The following is a 15,895-nucleotide window of genomic DNA, read 5'->3' as shown; positions in this document are numbered from 1 at the left end:
ACTCCGTTCACGAGGCGGAGACTTGGGCCCCGTGTCGCGTTGCGCGCCCCTGCGCGGAGATACGCGCCCGGCTCCGACCCCGCACGCTGACAACGCCGTCCGCGTCTGCCGTGCCGCACCGTGTCTCCCAAGTGAGAGGCGACCACCATGCCGCTGCATGTACCCGCTGCCCCCGCGCCCGCCCTGCGCAGCGTACTCACCGCCCTCGGCTCGCCCACCGCCGTCCGCGAGGCCCGCCCCGCGGCGCTCCGCGCGCATCAGGGCCCGCTCAGCACCGACCACCCGCTCCCGGTCCACATCCTCGACGGCATCGGCCGCACCGGCACCCCGCCCCGCACCCGGCTGGCCGGCTGGCGCTTCCTGGTGGTCGGTGGCGGACGGCCGGTGGCGGCCGCCGAGGCACGGCTGACGGCGGACGGCTGGGTCTTCGCCCACTTCTGCGGCGGCCCGTACGTCACGGCGACCGAACAGGCCCTGCACCAGGCCGAATCGCTCAGCGCCGGGTACCAGCCGCGACTGCTCTCCGTACCGGAGCTGTACATGCTGACGCTGTGGCTGCACCACGACATCGCCTCCGACGGCACCTCGGGGCTGCCGGCCGCGGGTGATCTCCTGGTGCCGCTCGCCCCCGCGCCGCCCGGGATCGCCGCGCACCTCCCGCAGCGGGTGGCCGATCTGCTGCCCCGGCTCAGCGAGCGTCTCGCCCCGCCGCCGCTCCTCGGCTCCACCGCCTGACCCCGGACGGAAGCGCCCGTCGGAGTGACACCGCCCGACCGCACCGGCGCATTCCGCACGGCGTACGCACCGCGCGACCGAGCGCCCCGTGAGCCCCCGAGGCCACGGGGCGCCCTGCTGTGCGACCCCGTGTGACACCGTCCGCCACCTCTCCCCCAACCCCCCTGACACGGTGCGCATTTGGGAGCAACCGCCCGCACGGGTGACACGTCCGTATCGAGTGCGTACCACTGCTGCGAAATCCCTGCGGAAAACCGTCCACGGGGCAACACTGAGTCCAACCGAAGGAAACGGGGGAAGCGGCCATGACCACTTCACGCTCATCGAGCCGCACGACGACGATCACCCATCCGCAGCGAAAGACAATGCCCATGTGTCAGCACCAGCCACCCTGCCCGTCAGCCGACTCCAGCGACCGGGAAGCCGCACATCCCGTGGCGCACCACCCGGAGCAGGGCTGGAGCCTGTTGTGCAACGGCGTCCTCCTCTTCGAGGACACCGGTGAGCTTCTGCCGGACGGTCAGGTCATCGCCCCGCACCGTCCGGACGGCACGCCCCGGGTCGCCACCACCGTCTGACCCGTCGCACGTCAAAGGGCCCCCGGCGCGATCGCCGAGGGCCCTCATCGCTGCGCGGACGTCAGCCGTCGTACTCCGTCAGCGGCGGGCAGGAGCAGACGAGGTTGCGGTCGCCGAAGGCGCCGTCGATGCGGCGGACCGGCGGCCAGTACTTCTCCGCCGCCACGACACCGACCGGGAAGACTGCCTCTTCGCGGGTGTACGGGTGGGCCCACTCACCGCCGAGCGCGCCCGCGGTGTGCGGGGCGTTGCGCAGCGGGTTGTCGTCCTTGTCCCACTCGCCGCTGCCGACCTTCTCGATCTCCGCACGGATGGCGATCATCGCGTCGCAGAAACGGTCCAGCTCGGTGAGGTCCTCGCTCTCGGTCGGCTCGATCATCAGCGTGCCGGCCACCGGGAACGACATGGTCGGGGCGTGGAAGCCGTAGTCGATGAGCCGCTTGGCGACGTCGTCGATGCTCACGCCCGTGGCCTTCGTCAGCGGCCGGACGTCGATGATGCACTCGTGCGCGACCAGCCCGCCGGGCCCGGTGTAGAGCACCGGGAAGTGCGGCTCCAGACGCTTGGCGATGTAGTTGGCGGAGAGCACCGCGACCTGCGTGGCGCGCTTGAGCCCCTCGCCGCCCATGAGACGGACGTACGCCCAGGAGATCGGCAGGATTCCGGCCGAGCCCCAGGGGGCGGCCGAGATCGGGCCGACGCCGGTCTCCGGGCCCGCGGTCGGCTGCAGCGGGTGGTTGGGGAGGTACGGCGCGAGGTGCGCGCGGACGCCGACCGGGCCGACACCCGGGCCACCGCCGCCGTGCGGGATGCAGAAGGTCTTGTGGAGGTTCAGGTGCGAGACGTCGCCACCGAACTTCCCGGGCTCGGCCAGCCCGACCAGCGCGTTGAGGTTGGCACCGTCCACGTAGACCTGGCCGCCCGCGTCGTGCACCGCGGCGCAGATCTCGGTGATGTGCTCCTCGAAGACACCGTGGGTCGACGGATAGGTGACCATCAGGACGGCCAGCTCGTCGCGGTGCTTGTCGATCTTGGCGCGCAGGTCCTCGGTGTCGACCTCGCCGTCCTCGCCGGTCTTGACGACGACGACCTTCATGCCCGCCATCACGGCGCTGGCGGCGTTGGTGCCGTGTGCCGAGGACGGGATGAGGCAGACGGTGCGCTGCTCGTCGCCGTTGGCGCGGTGGTACGCGCGCACCGCCAGCAGACCGGCCAGCTCGCCCTGGGAGCCGGCGTTCGGCTGAAGGGAGACCTTGTCGTAGCCGGTGACGGTGGCGAGCCGCTCCTCCAGCTCCTGGATGAGCGTGAGGTAGCCCTGTGCCTGCTCGGCAGGGGCGAAGGGGTGCAGCTGCCCGAACTCCGGCCAGGTGACCGGTTCCATCTCCGTCGTCGCGTTCAGCTTCATCGTGCAGGAGCCGAGCGGGATCATGCCGCGGTCGAGCGCGTAGTCCTTGTCGGACAGGCGGCGCAGGTAGCGCAGCATCGCGGTCTCGGAGCGGTGCTGGTGGAAGACGGGGTGGGTGAGGTAGTCGTCGGTGCGCAGCAGGCCCTCGGGCAGCACATCGGCGGCCACCGCGTCCAGCTGCTCGACGTCGCCGGAGACACCGAAGGCACGCCAGACGGCGGCGAGCTGCGTCCGGCCGGTGGTCTCGTCGCAGGCGATGCCGACGTGGTCCGCGTCGACCTGGCGGAGGTTGACACCCGCGTCCCGGGCGGCGGCGACGACCTCGGCGGCGCGGGCCGGCACCCGGGCGGTCAGGGTGTCGAAGTACGCGCCGTGCACCAGCTCCACGCCGCCGGCCTTCAGGCCCTCGGCGAGGACCGTGGCGTAGCGGTGGGTGCGGCGGGCGATGGCGGCGAGCCCGTCCGGGCCGTGGTAGACCGCATACATTCCGGCCATGACGGCGAGCAGCACCTGCGCGGTGCAGATGTTGCTGGTGGCCTTCTCGCGGCGGATGTGCTGCTCACGGGTCTGCAGGGCCAGGCGGTACGCCTTGGTGCCGTCGGCGTCGACGGAGACACCGACGAGGCGGCCGGGCAGGCTCCGGGCGAACTTCTCGCGTACGGCCATGAAGCCGGCGTGCGGGCCGCCGAAGCCCATCGGGACGCCGAAGCGCTGGGTGGTGCCCACCGCGATGTCGGCGCCCAGCTCGCCGGGCGAGGTGAGGAGGGTCAGGGCCAGCAGGTCGGCGGCGACGGTGACGACGGCGCCCAGCTCCTGGGCCTGCGCGATGACCGCGCGGGGGTCACGGACCGCACCGGACGCCCCCGGGTACTGCAGCAGCACGCCGAAGACGCCGCGCTCGGCGATCTCGGCCGGGATGCCGTCGGTGAGGTCGGCGACGACGACCTCGACGCCGGTGGGCTCGGCGCGCGTCCGGATGACGGCGACGGTCTGCGGCAGGCAGTCGGCGTCGACGAGGAAGACGCCCTGCTTGACCTTGCCGACGCGCCGGGAGAGCGCCATGGCCTCGGCGGCGGCGGTGCCCTCGTCGAGGAGCGATGCGCCCGAGGTGGGCAGGCCGGTGAGGTCGGCGACCATCGTCTGGAAGTTCAGCAGCGCCTCGAGACGGCCCTGCGAGATCTCCGGCTGGTAGGGGGTGTACGCCGTGTACCAGGCGGGGTTCTCCATGACGTTGCGCAGGATCACCGGCGGCGTGAACGTGCCGTGGTAGCCGAGGCCGATCATCGACGACAGGACCTGGTTGCGCTGGGCGAGGGCGCGCAGTTCGGCGAGGACGTCCGCCTCCGAGCGGCCCTGCGGCAGCCCCAGCGCCTCGGCGCTCTTGATCACATCGGGTACGGCGGCCGCGGTCAGCTCGTCCAGCGAACCGAATCCGACCTGCGCGAGCATCTTCGCCTGCGCCTCGTGGTCCGGACCGATGTGCCGGTGCTCGAAGGGCGTACCGCGCTCCAGCTCGGTCAAGGGGGTGCGATGGGTGGTCATCTGCGGGGGCCTCCTGGTCTCAACGACCTACGAGGGGCACCACGGCGCTGGTGCCCGGACGGCCTCCCCCTCTGTCATCTCAACCTGAGAGCTTCACCGGCCCGCGGCTGCGGCCCGGCTTTCACCGTCGGTGAGGAGGGGTTCCGGCGCTGCGTCGTCCGTGGCCCGCCCTGCTTTCCAGAGTGACCTCGTCCGAGCGGTACATGTGCCTGAGAGTTTCCGGGGAGGATTTGCTCCTTCGGCGTCCGCGCCGCGGAACGACGTGGACTCTCCCGCACGGGGTCAGCGGCCATTTGCCAGCCTACCAGCGCGTCATCCGGGGGATCCTTCGAGTGGCCGACATAAGAGATGTGCCGTTTGGTAGGTGTCACAAGGCAGTTGCGAACAGTTGGAGGGGCCGTGCAAACCGATATCGACCCGCGGAGCCTGATCGGCCGCAAGGCATACGACCGCCAAGGCACCAAGATCGGGACCGTGGACGAGGTCTACCTCGACGATGCGACCGGCGAACCCGAATGGGCGGCAGTACGCACCGGACTTTTCAGCCGCGACGCCTTCGTCCCTCTGGAGCCGAGCCGCCTGGTCGACGACGCCCTGCACATCCCCTACGACCGCAGGTTGATCAAGGACGCCCCCGACTTCGGCGTCGGCCGCCACCTCTCCCCCGAGCAGGAACTCCAGCTCTACCACCACTACCGGCTGGACATCGCCTCCCCGACGGACGTCAACCGCCCCCCTGCCGACAAGAACTTCGGCAACATCGCGGGGTCGGACAGCTGACCGCCGTCCCGGCGTACGGACTTCCCTTTCCGCGTCTGCTTCACGGGTTACGAGCTGTGGCAGGCGTTTCCTGTGGCAGACGACGGACTGCGCGCATCCACCTCCCGTACGTGCTCACCACCGGACGACGCCCCTGCCTGGTCAGATTCCGGGCAGCCCTGGTCCCGGCAATCCCGGCCCTGCTCCTGGGGACTCGCTTCCGGGCGGCCGGGCTCCTGGCCACCCGCTTCCGTCCCTCCCGGCTCCACCCGGCCCGGCGCCGCCTCGTCCGCCTCCAGGCCGTCCGGATCGGTACGCCCGGATCTGGATATCGGACCGCCGGGCATCCCGCTCGCGCCGCCCTCTCCGCCCGTGCCCGGCGTAGCCTCCGCCCCCGCCTCGCCCCGTACGGGATCCGGCGTCGGCGCACCGCCGACCAGCGGCAGCGGGTCCCCGGGGCGTAGCGCCGGATCGTCGACGGCGAAGGTCCGCACCCGCCCCGGCGCCGACCACGGCTGTTCGAACCGCACCGTCACCCGCCCCACCCCGCTGCCCTGCACCCACCCGGCGCCGTACTCGTCATGGACGACGTCCAGCCCCGGATGCCAGTGGCGCGGGCGCTCCTCCTCCGGCTCCGCCCCGCCCCCCTCCTCGCCCTCCACCGCCGCCACCTGGGCCTGCCGGGCCTCTTGGATGGCCTCCTGCGCCGTGGCCAGCTGGGCGAAGAGATCCTCCTGGGTGAAGTCGGCAAGGCCGCTCACACCCACCCCCAGCAGCCGCACGCCGCCGGTGGTGTCGACCAGGTCCAGCAGGCGGACGGCGGCCTCCCGCACCACCGCCGGGTCGTCGGTGGGCCCCCGCAGCGTCTCCGACCGCGTCAGCGTCGAGAAGTCGTAGTTCCGCACCTTGATCACGACCGTGCGGCCGGAACGGCCAGCGGCCCGCAGCCGCTGCACACACCGCTCGGCCAGTCGCACCAGCTCGTTGCGGACCCGGGTGCGGTCGGTGAGGTCGACCTCGAAGGTGTCCTCCACCGACACCGACTTCGCGTCCCGCTCGGCGACAACCGGCCGGTCGTCCCGGCCCAGCGCCATCGCGTACAGCCCCGTCCCGTGCGCCCTCCCCAGCAGCCGCACCAGCTCCGCCTCCCCCGCCTCGGCGGTCTCCGCGACGGTCGTGATCCCGGCCCTGCGCAGTGCCTCGGCCGTCGCCGGTCCGACACCCGGCAGGGTGCGGACGGTCATCGGCCCCAGCAGCTCGCGCTCGGTGCCCGGCTCGATGATCCGCAGGCCGTCCGGCTTGGCCGCCTCCGAGGCGATCTTGGCCAGCATCTTCGCCCCGGCCAGCCCCACCGAACCCGTCAGCCCCGTGACCGCCCTGATGTCGCGCCGCAGCTGCTCGCCGACCGCACGGGCGGCGGTGGTATCGGCGGCGACACCGCCGGCCTCCAGATCGACGAACGCCTCGTCCAGGCTCAACGGCTCGACCAGCGGCGACAGCGCGTGCAGCAACTGCATCACGCTGTCGCTGACCCGCCGGTACACGGAGAAACGGGGACTGAGATAGGCAGCGTTGGGGCACAGCCGACGTGCCTGGGCCGTGGGCATCGCCGACCGCACCCCGAAGACCCGCGCCTCGTACGACGCGGTCGAGACGACGCCGCGCGGCCCGATCCCGCCCACGACCACCGGCTTACCGCGCAGGCTGGGCTTGGCCGCCTGCTCGGCGGCCGCGAAGAACGCATCCATGTCGAGATGCAGGATCGTCGGCGCTCGTCTCACACGACCGATGCTGCCGCATACCACTGACAATCGGCCCGGAGCAGGGCCGGAGCATCCGGCGAAGGCCGTCTTGGGACGGCCCGGGCTCAGCCCGCGCGGTTGCGGCGCCGGGCCAGCTCGTCGTGCGGATTCTGCCCGACCAGGGTCTCGCCGGTGTCCACCCGCTCGCCGTGCAGCTGGGAGAGCGCGCTCTCCACGTCCCGCCACACCACGCCGATGGCGATACCGAAGACGCCCTGACCGCCCTGGAGGAGATCGACGACCTGATCCGGTGAGGTGCACTCGTAGACCGTCGCGCCATCGCTCATCAGCGTCATCCGCGTCAGATCGGCCAGCCCGCGGGAGCGCAGGTGCTGCACCGCGGTACGGATGTTCTGGAGCGAGACGCCGGTGTCCAGCAGCCGCTTGACGATCTTCAGGACGACGACGTCCCGGAAGCTGTAGAGCCGCTGGGTCCCCGAGCCGTACGCCGGACGGACGCTCGGCTCCACCAGGCCGGTGCGTGCCCAGTAGTCGAGCTGCCGGTAGGTGATGCCCGCGGCGGCACACGCGGTCGGGCCGCGATAGCCGATGACTGCCGTGCCGGGCTCCGCCGCCACCGCGGTGGGCTGTACCGGGGTGCGGTCCGCCACCACCTTCGGAGGGAGCGGCAACGCCCCCTCCGCCGTACCGTCACCGGTGATTGCCACGCCGCCCTCCGTCCTCCACGTCCCGGACGGGACCTGCCATATCGACGGTATGCAGTCACTCGGGGTGCGTCAACGATCGCCGCGCTCGCCACGCCGAGTGATAATCACCCCACGAGTGGTTTCTCGTGACCCGAGGCGGGGAAAGCCTGGCTGGTTGGCCGAAAAGAATGAGCCGGTGGCCGGTTCTCACGGAGATCTGTGGGAACCGGCCACCGGCTGCTGTCACTGACTGTTGGTGCCGAAGTCCTCGGGCGAGATCTGATCGAGGAACTCGCGGAACTTCTCCACCTCGTCCTCCTGCTCGTCCGGAATGGCGATACCCGCGTCGTCCAGCACACCGTCGGTACCGAAGATCGGCGTACCGGTGCGCAGCGCCAGCGCTATCGCGTCGGACGGTCGTGCACTGACCTCCACCCCACTGGCGAAGACCAGCTCGGCGTAGAACACCCCCTCGCGCAGATCCGTGATGCGGACCTGCGTCAGCTCCTGGCCCACCGCTTCCAGCACGTCCTTGAAAAGGTCATGCGTCAGCGGCCTGGCAGGGACCATGCCCTGCTGGGCGAAGGCGATGGCGGTGGCCTCCCCCGGCCCGATCCAAATGGGCAGGTAACGATCGCCTCCCACCTCCCGCAGGAGCACGATCGGTTGGCTGGAAGGCATTTCCACCCGGACACCCACGACGTCGAGCTCGTTCACACAGCAACCCTAGGACGTGCCCGGCAGGTTTGGGTAGTCGGGCAGGTATTTGCTCATGGGAGATGGGTCCGCAGCGCGCTCTCGACGAGCGCGGCGTGCAGCCGCACGGAGAGCGTGGCCAGCTCCCTGGCCGTGGCCTCCGCATGTGCTCTGGTCTGCGGATTACGGTGCCGGCGCAGCGGCGCCACGACCTGTTCCACCAGGCCGGCCTCGCGCTCGGCGGCCGCCTTCACGGCCCGCAGATGCCGCGGCTCCAGCCCGAAACGGCCGAGGTCCGCGACGAGCCGGGCGATGCCGACGGCCTCGCCGCCGAATCTGCCCTCCGCATCGGCCGTGACCAGGCCGTACGACTCCCACTCGGCCAGCTCCGCCTCCTCCACCTCGGCGGCGGCGAGCAGCTCGGCGCGCCCCATCCGGGCCGTCGCAGGCCGCTCCTCGCCCACCTCGGGGACGCCCTCCACGAGGTCCCTGGAGGGCGCAGGCGCGGGCAGCGGAAGCTCCTCGCCGCGCTCCTGGGCGTCGAGGTGCTCCCGGATGACCTTCAGCGGGAGGTAGTGGTCGCGCTGCATCCGCAGCACGCTCGCGAGACGCTGGACGTCGGCGGTGGTGAATTTGCGGTACCCGGAAGGCGTACGCGTCGGCTCGACGAGTCCCTCGGCCTCCAGGAAACGGATCTTGGAGATCGTGACCTCGGGGAACTCCTCGCGCAGCAGGCCGAGCACCGCACCGATGCTCACCGGCTTGCCGTCCGAGGAGGTGGTGCCGGACGTACCGGCACCACCTGTCGGTGTGTGACGCATATGCCTTCCCTGGCCGGTCAGATCCCCGCGCCCCGCTGGCTCGGGTAGAAGACCAGGCGGTACTTGCCGATCTGGACCTCGTCGCCCCCGGCGAGAGCGACGGAGTCGATCCGCTCGCGGTTGACGTAGGTGCCGTTGAGGCTGCCGACGTCGGCGACCGTGAAGACACCGTCCTGACCGCGACGGAACTCCACGTGGCTGCGGGAGACCGTCACATCGTCCAGGAAGATGTCGCTCTGCGGATGGCGACCCGCCGTCGTCAGCTCACCGTCCAGCAGGAAACGGCTGCCGGAGTTGGGACCCCGGCGGACGATCAGCAGGGCGGAGCCCAGCGGCAGCGCGTCGACCGCTGCCTGCGCCTCGGGCGACAGCGCGGGGCTCAGGTTCTGCCCCGTGGTCTCGCCGTCGTACGCCTCGATACCCGAGATCGAGATCGTCGACGTCGTCTCGGACGGGCGCTCGGGCTGTGCGCCCGCACGCAGCGGCGCACCGCACTGCGAGCAGAACTTGCCCGCCTCGGCGTTGCGGTGACCGCACCTCGGGCAGGCCGAGGCCGCCGCGTCCTGAGCGCCTATGCGACCGGCACCGGACGAGTCACCAGCACCCGCTCCGGAACCACCCGCGACCTCGTCACGGAAGAGCGGACGATCCGCTCCGGCGCCGCTCTCCTCGGGCTGACGCTGCGCGCGGTGCCGCGCAGTGCCGCTGTCGCCCTCCTGGCGTGCGCTCTTGCCGAACAGCTTTCCAAACAACTTCACGGGCGATTCCCCTTGTACGAAACAGACCCGCCCGTGGGGCAGGACGAACCCTCGATGCACACACCGGCCGATCCGGACGTCCTGTGAACGTCCGCGGCCTCCAGACAGTTTCCCTCACACGCCCCATACACGGTGCGTCGACCCCCCGCTACCTCATGCCCTTCCCGGGCCATCCCCATACGCGTCTCTCTCACTGCGATGACGACCGAGCGTAGTCAGGCCGCTTCGCCTCTCGCAAGGCGTCCACGATGATCTTCTGTTCACCCGCAACACCCACCGTGGCCTGCTCCTTTTCCAGAGTCTGCACCACGCCACCGGGGATGTTCAGCGCCGGCTCCAGATCCTGCGGCTTCCCGATGACCTTGAAACGGTACGGCTGCGTGACCCTCTTGCCGTCGATCTCCACTCCGCCGCGGACATCCGAGAGGTAACTGTTCGCAACGATACGGACGTCGTTCACCTGAATCGCCTCGGCACCCGCGGCGCGCAGCTCCTGGATCGTGTCGAGCAGCTTGTCCGCCTCCACGGAGTGCGTGGGGTCGCTGATGGTCAGTTCGATGCCGGGCCCCTGGGCCGCGACGGTCCCGGCCAACACGCCCAGCTGCTGTTCCTTCTCCACGGTCTGCTTACGCGCCTCCTCGGCCTGGTCCGAACTGTTCTCCAGCTCGGTCTTCTGCCCTTCCAGGCGCCGCTGTTCGTCCGTCAACCGCTGCGAGCGGTTGTCCAGTTCATCCAGGATGCGTACCAGGTCCTCCTGGCGCGCACCCCGCAGCGCACTGCTGTCACTCGTGGAACGTACCTGAATCGCCAGGCCCAGACCGAGAATGAACAGCAGCACCGCGACGATCAGTTGAGCGCGGGTCAACCGCGGCGGCCACAGGCCGGCACGGAGCCGCTGGCGGCCGGTCAGCGGCGGTTCCCCGCCGTCACCGCCCTCCGCCGCGCCGCCGGGCCGTCCACCGTGGCCACTTCCGCCGCCCCAGGCACTCTCGGAAGCCGCGCCGCCGTCCGCCGGTTCACGGGAGCCGGGCTCGCCCTCCTGGTCCGCATCGGCCTCCGGCCGCATCCGGCTCTCGGGCGGCATCGGCCGCCGGTCCGCCGGCCGTCGCCCGTGCCGTTCGGCCGCCCGCGCCTCGCCCGCCGCCTCCGGAAGCTCACGGCGTACGGGAGCCTCATCCGCCTCGGGGGGCTCACCGCGCGCAGGCGCCTCGGACTGCGGACGCCGTACGGGCTTCTCGGGCCGGGGGCGGCGCTCGACCTCCCCGCCGGGCTTCCGCTCCGGGCGCGGTCCGGGCTCAGGGGGTGTGTCTCCCCCGGGGCGCGGTGTCCCGTCGGTGGCCGAACGTTCCGGCTCGGGTGTCTCGTCGTTCGCCATCCGCCTCACGCCCTGAAGATGTGCCGGCGGATCGCGGCGGCGTTGGAGAAGATCCGGATGCCGAGGACCACGACCACGCCTGTGGAGAGCTGGGCGCCGACGCCGAGCTTGTCCCCGAGGAACACGATCAGGGCGGCGACCACGACGTTCGACAGGAACGACACCACGAAGACCTTGTCGTCGAAGATGCCGTCCAGCATCGCGCGCAGCCCGCCGAACACGGCGTCCAGCGCCGCCACCACAGCAATCGGCAAGTAGGGCTCGACCACCGTCGGCACCACGGGCCGGACCACGAGCCCGACCACGACCCCCACGATGAGCCCCAATACGGCGATCACGATGTGCCCTTCCCTGTGTCGGCGCCGTCCGCCTTCTCGGCGCCGGTCTGCGGTTGTGCTGTGCGTACGATCAAACTGGGCGCGGGCGGCAGGGTGACCTCACCCTCCGCGGAAATCCTGGTGCGCACGCCGTAGTCCTCCTGCAACACGTGCAGATACCGGCCGTCGACGCTGTCCTGGAACGCGGCGCTGAGCCGCTGCCCGTCCCCCACCGCCAGCACCGTGTACGGCGGTACCAGCGGTTTGTTGTCGACCAGTATGGCGTCTCCCGCGGCTCTGATCGCCGAGAGGGAGGTCAGCCGCTGGCCGTTCACGGAGATCGCCTCCGCCCCGGACTGCCACAGGCCGTTGACCACACGCTGCATGTCCCGATCGCGTACCCGCCCGGTGTCGGAGAAACCATTGCTCTCCCGGGGGCCGCCGCCGCTCCCCGACTCCGCGTCCTTGGCGTCGTTGATGACGAGCTTCACGCCGGGGCCGGTGACCTGCGTGGATCCGGCCAGCAGGGCCAACAGCTCCGCCTTGTCCCCACCGTGGTGGCGGAGCACCTCGCGCTGTTTGGCGTCGACGGAGTCGCGCAGGGCATCGACCCGGTGCTGCTGCGCGTCGGCCTCGTCGGTGCCCTTCTGGATGCGGTTGATCAGCTCTTCGCGCTCTTTCGCCAGCGTCGGTGCGGATATCCGCGCCTGTGCGGCGCCCACGGTGACCACCACCGCGGCGAGCACGAGTCCGGCGGCGAGCCCCAACTTCGCCCGCAGGGTACGTGGCAGACCGCCGCCGACGCCCGCGGCCGCCTTGCGTTCGGCGGCCTCCGCGTACCCGTCGTCGAGGCTGTGGTCCATCACGTTGGTCAGCAGCGACATGGACGCGTCGGGGCGCGCGGCCGGTCTCCTGGTGGTGCTCCGTTCGGGGCGCTGCTGCGACATGCCGCACATCGTCGCACGTCGCCCATGTGGTCTCCCAATGGCCCCACCGGCGCGCCGAATGGCGGCACGCCGGTGGGGTGCAGGTCAGCGGCCCGCGCCGTCAACCACTGTTGACCACTCGTCCAACAGCCGGTCCGCGGAGGTCTCGTCGGGCCCCTCCGCCCACAGGTGCGTGACCGCCTCCGCCGGATCGGGCAGCACCAGCACCCATCGGCCGTCCGCCTCCACCACCCGCACACCGTCGGTGGTGTCCACGGACCGGTCCCCGGCGGCCTCGACGACGTTCCGCATGACCAGGCCCTTGACGGCCCAAGGCGTCGCCACGTCCCGGCGCCGTACGTGTGCCCGCGGGATGCGCGCGTCGATCTGGCTGAGCGTGATCTGCGACCGCGCGATCAGCCCGAGCAGCCGCACGAACGCGGCAGAGCCGTCGAAGACGCTGCTGAACTCCGGAATGATGAACCCGCCACGGCCGTCGCCACCGAAGACCGTGCCGTCCTCCCGCCCGACCCGCGTCAGATCGTCCGGCGACGTCGTCGTCCACTCGACCTGGGTGCCGTGGTACGCGGCGACCTGCTCGGCGATACGGGTCGTCGTCACGGGCAGCGCCACCCGGCCGCTGCGGCGCTCCGCGGCGATCAGGTCGAGCATCACCAGCAACGCCCGGTCGTCCTCGATGATCCGGCCCCGCTCGTCCACCAGCGACAGCCGCTCGCCGACCGGGTCGAACCGCACCCCGAACGCCGCCCGCGCCGATGCGACGATCTCCCCGAGCCGGACGAGTCCCTTCCGCCGGGCCTCGCCCGTCTCGGTCGGCCGTGCCTCGTTCAGGCCGGGGTTGATCGTGAGAGCGTCCACCCCGAGACGGCCCAGCAGGCTCGGCAGAACCAGCCCGGCGCTGCCGTTGGACGCGTCGACGACGACCTTCAGCCCGGATTCCGCAAGCCCTTCGGTGTCGACGGCCCGCAGCAGCGATCCGGTGTACGAGTCGAAGACACTGGACGGAAAGCTCAGATCACCGATTTCGCCGGGAAAGGCGCGGCGGTATTCCTGGCGGGCGTAGACGCGGTCGAGTTTCCGCTGCCCGGCCTGGGAAAGGTCGGCGCCGCGTGCGTCGAAGAACATGATGTCGACGGAGTCGGGAACCCCCGGCGTCGTACGCACCATGATGCCGCCGGCGCTACCCCGCGCGGTCTGCTGCCGGGCGACCGGCAGCGGCACGTTCTCCAGGTCCCGTACGTCTATGGCGCTGGCCTGGAGCGCGGAGATCACGGCGCGTTTGAGCGCCCGGGCGCCTCGGGAATGGTCGCGTGCCGTGGTGACCGTGGCGCCCTTCTTGAGGGTCGTCGCATAGGCGCCGGCCAGTCGCACGGCCAGCTCCGGTGTGATCTCCACGTTGAGAATTCCGGAGACCCCGCGGGCGCCGAACAGATGCGCCTGCCCCTTCGACTCCCAGATCACCGACGTGTTGACGAAGGCACCGGCCTCGATCGTCTTGAACGGGTAGACCCGCACATTGCCCTGAACGATCGATTCCTCACCGACGAGACATTCATCGCCGATGACCGCGCCGTCCTCGATCCGGGCGGCGCTCATGATGTCGGTGTTCTTCCCGACGACGCAGCCGCGGAGGTTGGTCCGGGGCCCGATGAAGACGTTGTCGTGCACGACGGCCTTGTGGAGGAACGCACCGCTCTTCACCACGACATTGGAGCCGACGACCGTGTGTTCGCGGATCTCCACATCCGCTTCGACCTTGGCGTAGTCCCCGATGTACAGCGGGCCACGCAGTACGGCGTCGGGATGGACGTCGGCGCCTTCGGCCACCCATACGCCCGGCGAGATCTCGAAGCCGTCGATTTCTACGTCGACCTTGCCGTCCAGGACGTCGGCCTGCGCCTTCACATAGCTCTCGTGGGTACCGACGTCCTCCCAGTACCCCTCCGCGACATAGCCGTAGATCGGCTTGCCTTCCTTCATCAGCTGGGGGAAGACATCGCCCGACCAGTCGACGGAGACATCGGGCTGGACGTAGTCGAAAACCTCGGGCTCCATGACGTAGATGCCCGTGTTGACGGTGTCCGAGAAGACCTGGCCCCAGGTGGGCTTTTCCAGGAACCGTTCCACCTTGCCGGCCTCGTCGACGATGGTGATGCCGAACTCGAGGGGGTTGGGGACCCTCGTCAGACAGACGGTGACGAGGGCGCCCTTCTCCTTGTGGAAGCGGATGAGGTCGGTGAGGTCGAAATCGGTGAGGGCGTCACCGGAAATGACGAGGAAGGCATCGTCCCGCAGGGCCTCTTCCGCGTTCTTGACGCTGCCCGCGGTGCCGAGCGGCTTTTCCTCATTGGCATAGGTGAGTTCCATGCCAAGCTCTTCGCCGTCGCCGAAGTAGTTCCGGACGAGTGAGGCGAGGAATTGCACGGTTACCACGGTCTCGGTGAGACCGTGCCGCTTCAGCAGCCGCAGTACGTGCTCCATGATCGGCCTATTGGCCACGGGGAGCAGGGGTTTGGGCATGCTGGACGTCATGGGGCGAAGACGTGTGCCTTCGCCACCGGCCATCACAACGGCCTTCATGTCGGAAGCGTCCTCCTCTAAGAGACGACGGTCTTGCCGACTTCACCCGTCTGGATCGCCCACTGTTCTCACGTACGGGCGCCGGGGTGGCACTGGTATTGCCTGTTCGGCGAGCTCAGTCGGCTGTGGCGTCCGCCCTGATGATCCTGCGGACCTGAACCACGTAGAGGATTCCTGCCCACCAGTAGAGCGCCGTACCCCATCCGGCGAAAGCCCATCCGAAAACAGCAGCGAGCGTACGAAGCCAGCCACTTCCCTCACTGAGAAGGAGCAACGGGAAGGCGTACATGAGGTTGAACGTCGCGGCCTTACCGAGGAAGTTCACCTGGGGCGGACCGTATCCGTGCCGGCCCAGGAATCCGACGGCGACCAGCAGCATGAGTTCCCGCGCCACCAACGCAGCGGTGAGCCACAGCGGCAGGATCTCCCGCCAGGTGAGCCCCACGAGGGTGGAAAGGATGTACAGCCGGTCCGCGGCCGGGTCGAGGATGCGTCCCAGGCTGCTGATCTGGTTCCAGCGGCGGGCGAGCTTACCGTCGAGGTAGTCGCTGACTCCGCTCAGGGCCAGGACGAACAGCGCCCAGCCATCGGCGTTGGGCCCGCCGAATTCCGGCCACAGAATCAACCACAGGAACACCGGCACGCCGACCAGGCGCGCCATGCTCAGAATATTCGGGATGGTGAGGACGCGATCCGTCTGGACCCGCGTCTCCTGGACCTCCACGCGGGGGCCTCCTGTGGGAAATGTGCCGACAATGCCCCCTGACCTTACCTGCCGGCCCGATCGGGGTGTGCTCTGGGTCCGAAGATCGCCTCTGAAACGCAAAAATGCTCCGGTCCCCGGAAACCATCACTGATTTCCGGGGGCCGGAGCTGAATAATTGTTCGGCGGCGTCCTACTCTCCCACAGAGTCCCCTCTGCAGTACCATCGG

At 70.2% G+C, this 15,895-nt stretch carries 14 protein-coding genes and 1 riboswitch; of the genes, 3 read left to right on the top strand and 11 right to left on the bottom strand.

Features of this window, described 5'->3' with window-relative positions; all coding sequences use genetic code 11:
• The first annotated feature begins 147 nt into the window (after positions 1-147).
• Both ACZ4U4_RS29110 and ACZ4U4_RS29105 read left to right on the top strand, forming a co-directional pair.
• Positions 148-735, top strand: a complete 588-nt coding sequence (locus ACZ4U4_RS29110; protein WP_467880368.1) for a hypothetical protein — start codon at positions 148-150, stop codon at positions 733-735.
• 371 nt (positions 736-1,106) lie between these two features.
• The gene (locus ACZ4U4_RS29105; RefSeq protein WP_345082447.1) at positions 1,107-1,313 is read left to right on the top strand and encodes a DUF5999 family protein; all 207 of its coding nucleotides are present in this window, start codon (positions 1,107-1,109) and stop codon (positions 1,311-1,313) included.
• Between the two features lie 61 nt (positions 1,314-1,374).
• On the opposite strand, the gene gcvP is transcribed toward ACZ4U4_RS29105, so the two are convergent.
• On the bottom strand, positions 1,375-4,260 hold the full coding sequence (gene gcvP / locus ACZ4U4_RS29100) for an aminomethyl-transferring glycine dehydrogenase (protein ID WP_467880365.1): 2,886 nt from the start codon (positions 4,258-4,260) through the stop codon (positions 1,375-1,377).
• A gap of 187 nt (positions 4,261-4,447) precedes the next feature.
• A riboswitch (glycine riboswitch) is annotated at positions 4,448-4,545 on the bottom strand.
• 114 nt (positions 4,546-4,659) lie between these two features.
• Here gcvP and ACZ4U4_RS29095 point away from each other — a divergent pair.
• Positions 4,660-5,040 carry a PRC-barrel domain-containing protein gene (locus ACZ4U4_RS29095; protein WP_467880362.1) on the top strand — a complete coding sequence of 127 codons (381 nt, stop codon included), beginning with the start codon at positions 4,660-4,662 and terminating at the stop codon, positions 5,038-5,040.
• Between the two features lie 47 nt (positions 5,041-5,087).
• On the opposite strand, the gene ACZ4U4_RS29090 is transcribed toward ACZ4U4_RS29095, so the two are convergent.
• From ACZ4U4_RS29090 to ACZ4U4_RS29045, 10 genes are all read right to left on the bottom strand, one after another.
• Positions 5,088-6,800 carry a DNA polymerase IV gene (locus ACZ4U4_RS29090; protein ID WP_467880360.1) on the bottom strand — a complete coding sequence of 571 codons (1,713 nt, stop codon included), beginning with the start codon at positions 6,798-6,800 and terminating at the stop codon, positions 5,088-5,090.
• Positions 6,801-6,886: 86 nt separating this feature from the next.
• A complete protein-coding gene (locus tag ACZ4U4_RS29085) occupies positions 6,887-7,432 on the bottom strand; it encodes a MerR family transcriptional regulator (RefSeq protein ID WP_467880538.1) in 546 nt (181 codons plus the stop codon).
• A gap of 279 nt (positions 7,433-7,711) precedes the next feature.
• The gene (locus ACZ4U4_RS29080; RefSeq protein ID WP_006606439.1) at positions 7,712-8,185 is read right to left on the bottom strand and encodes a bifunctional nuclease family protein; all 474 of its coding nucleotides are present in this window, start codon (positions 8,183-8,185) and stop codon (positions 7,712-7,714) included.
• Between the two features lie 53 nt (positions 8,186-8,238).
• Positions 8,239-8,985, bottom strand: a complete 747-nt coding sequence (gene ftsR, locus ACZ4U4_RS29075; RefSeq protein WP_467880356.1) for a transcriptional regulator FtsR — start codon at positions 8,983-8,985, stop codon at positions 8,239-8,241.
• A 17-nt stretch (positions 8,986-9,002) separates the two neighbouring features.
• A complete protein-coding gene (locus ACZ4U4_RS29070; RefSeq protein ID WP_467880354.1) occupies positions 9,003-9,803 on the bottom strand; it encodes an FHA domain-containing protein in 801 nt (266 codons plus the stop codon).
• 130 nt (positions 9,804-9,933) lie between these two features.
• Complete coding sequence (locus ACZ4U4_RS29065; RefSeq protein ID WP_467880351.1) at positions 9,934-10,827, bottom strand: DUF881 domain-containing protein; 894 nt, start codon at positions 10,825-10,827, stop codon at positions 9,934-9,936.
• 296 nt (positions 10,828-11,123) lie between these two features.
• Positions 11,124-11,456 (bottom strand): small basic family protein, encoded by a 333-nt coding sequence (locus ACZ4U4_RS29060; RefSeq protein ID WP_030282870.1) that lies wholly within the window; start codon positions 11,454-11,456, stop codon positions 11,124-11,126.
• Positions 11,453-12,391 (bottom strand): DUF881 domain-containing protein, encoded by a 939-nt coding sequence (locus ACZ4U4_RS29055; RefSeq protein WP_467880348.1) that lies wholly within the window; start codon positions 12,389-12,391, stop codon positions 11,453-11,455. The genes ACZ4U4_RS29060 and ACZ4U4_RS29055 overlap by 4 nt, the downstream gene beginning before the upstream one ends.
• Before the next feature lie 75 nt (positions 12,392-12,466).
• On the bottom strand, positions 12,467-14,962 hold the full coding sequence (locus tag ACZ4U4_RS29050; RefSeq protein WP_467880346.1) for a sugar phosphate nucleotidyltransferase: 2,496 nt from the start codon (positions 14,960-14,962) through the stop codon (positions 12,467-12,469).
• A gap of 115 nt (positions 14,963-15,077) precedes the next feature.
• A complete protein-coding gene (locus ACZ4U4_RS29045) occupies positions 15,078-15,686 on the bottom strand; it encodes a CDP-alcohol phosphatidyltransferase family protein (RefSeq protein WP_467880343.1) in 609 nt (202 codons plus the stop codon).
• Positions 15,687-15,895 lie beyond the last annotated feature (209 nt).

Source organism: Streptomyces sp. NPDC029159, assembly GCF_055564055.1.
Note: the sequence above shows the minus strand (reverse complement) of the source record. Positions and strands in the feature narration are given on the sequence as shown.

Coding starts and splice junctions, on each gene's coding strand:
- ACZ4U4_RS29105 (WP_345082447.1), top strand. CDS start 1,107: ATGTGTCAGCACCAGCCACCCTGCCCGTCAGCCGACTCCAGCGACCGG.
- gcvP (WP_467880365.1), bottom strand. CDS start 4,260: ATGACCACCCATCGCACCCCCTTGACCGAGCTGGAGCGCGGTACGCCC.
- ACZ4U4_RS29065 (WP_467880351.1), bottom strand. CDS start 10,827: ATGCCGCCCGAGAGCCGGATGCGGCCGGAGGCCGATGCGGACCAGGAG.
- ftsR (WP_467880356.1), bottom strand. CDS start 8,985: ATGCGTCACACACCGACAGGTGGTGCCGGTACGTCCGGCACCACCTCC.
- ACZ4U4_RS29110 (WP_467880368.1), top strand. CDS start 148: ATGCCGCTGCATGTACCCGCTGCCCCCGCGCCCGCCCTGCGCAGCGTA.
- ACZ4U4_RS29055 (WP_467880348.1), bottom strand. CDS start 12,391: ATGTGCGGCATGTCGCAGCAGCGCCCCGAACGGAGCACCACCAGGAGA.
- ACZ4U4_RS29050 (WP_467880346.1), bottom strand. CDS start 14,962: ATGAAGGCCGTTGTGATGGCCGGTGGCGAAGGCACACGTCTTCGCCCC.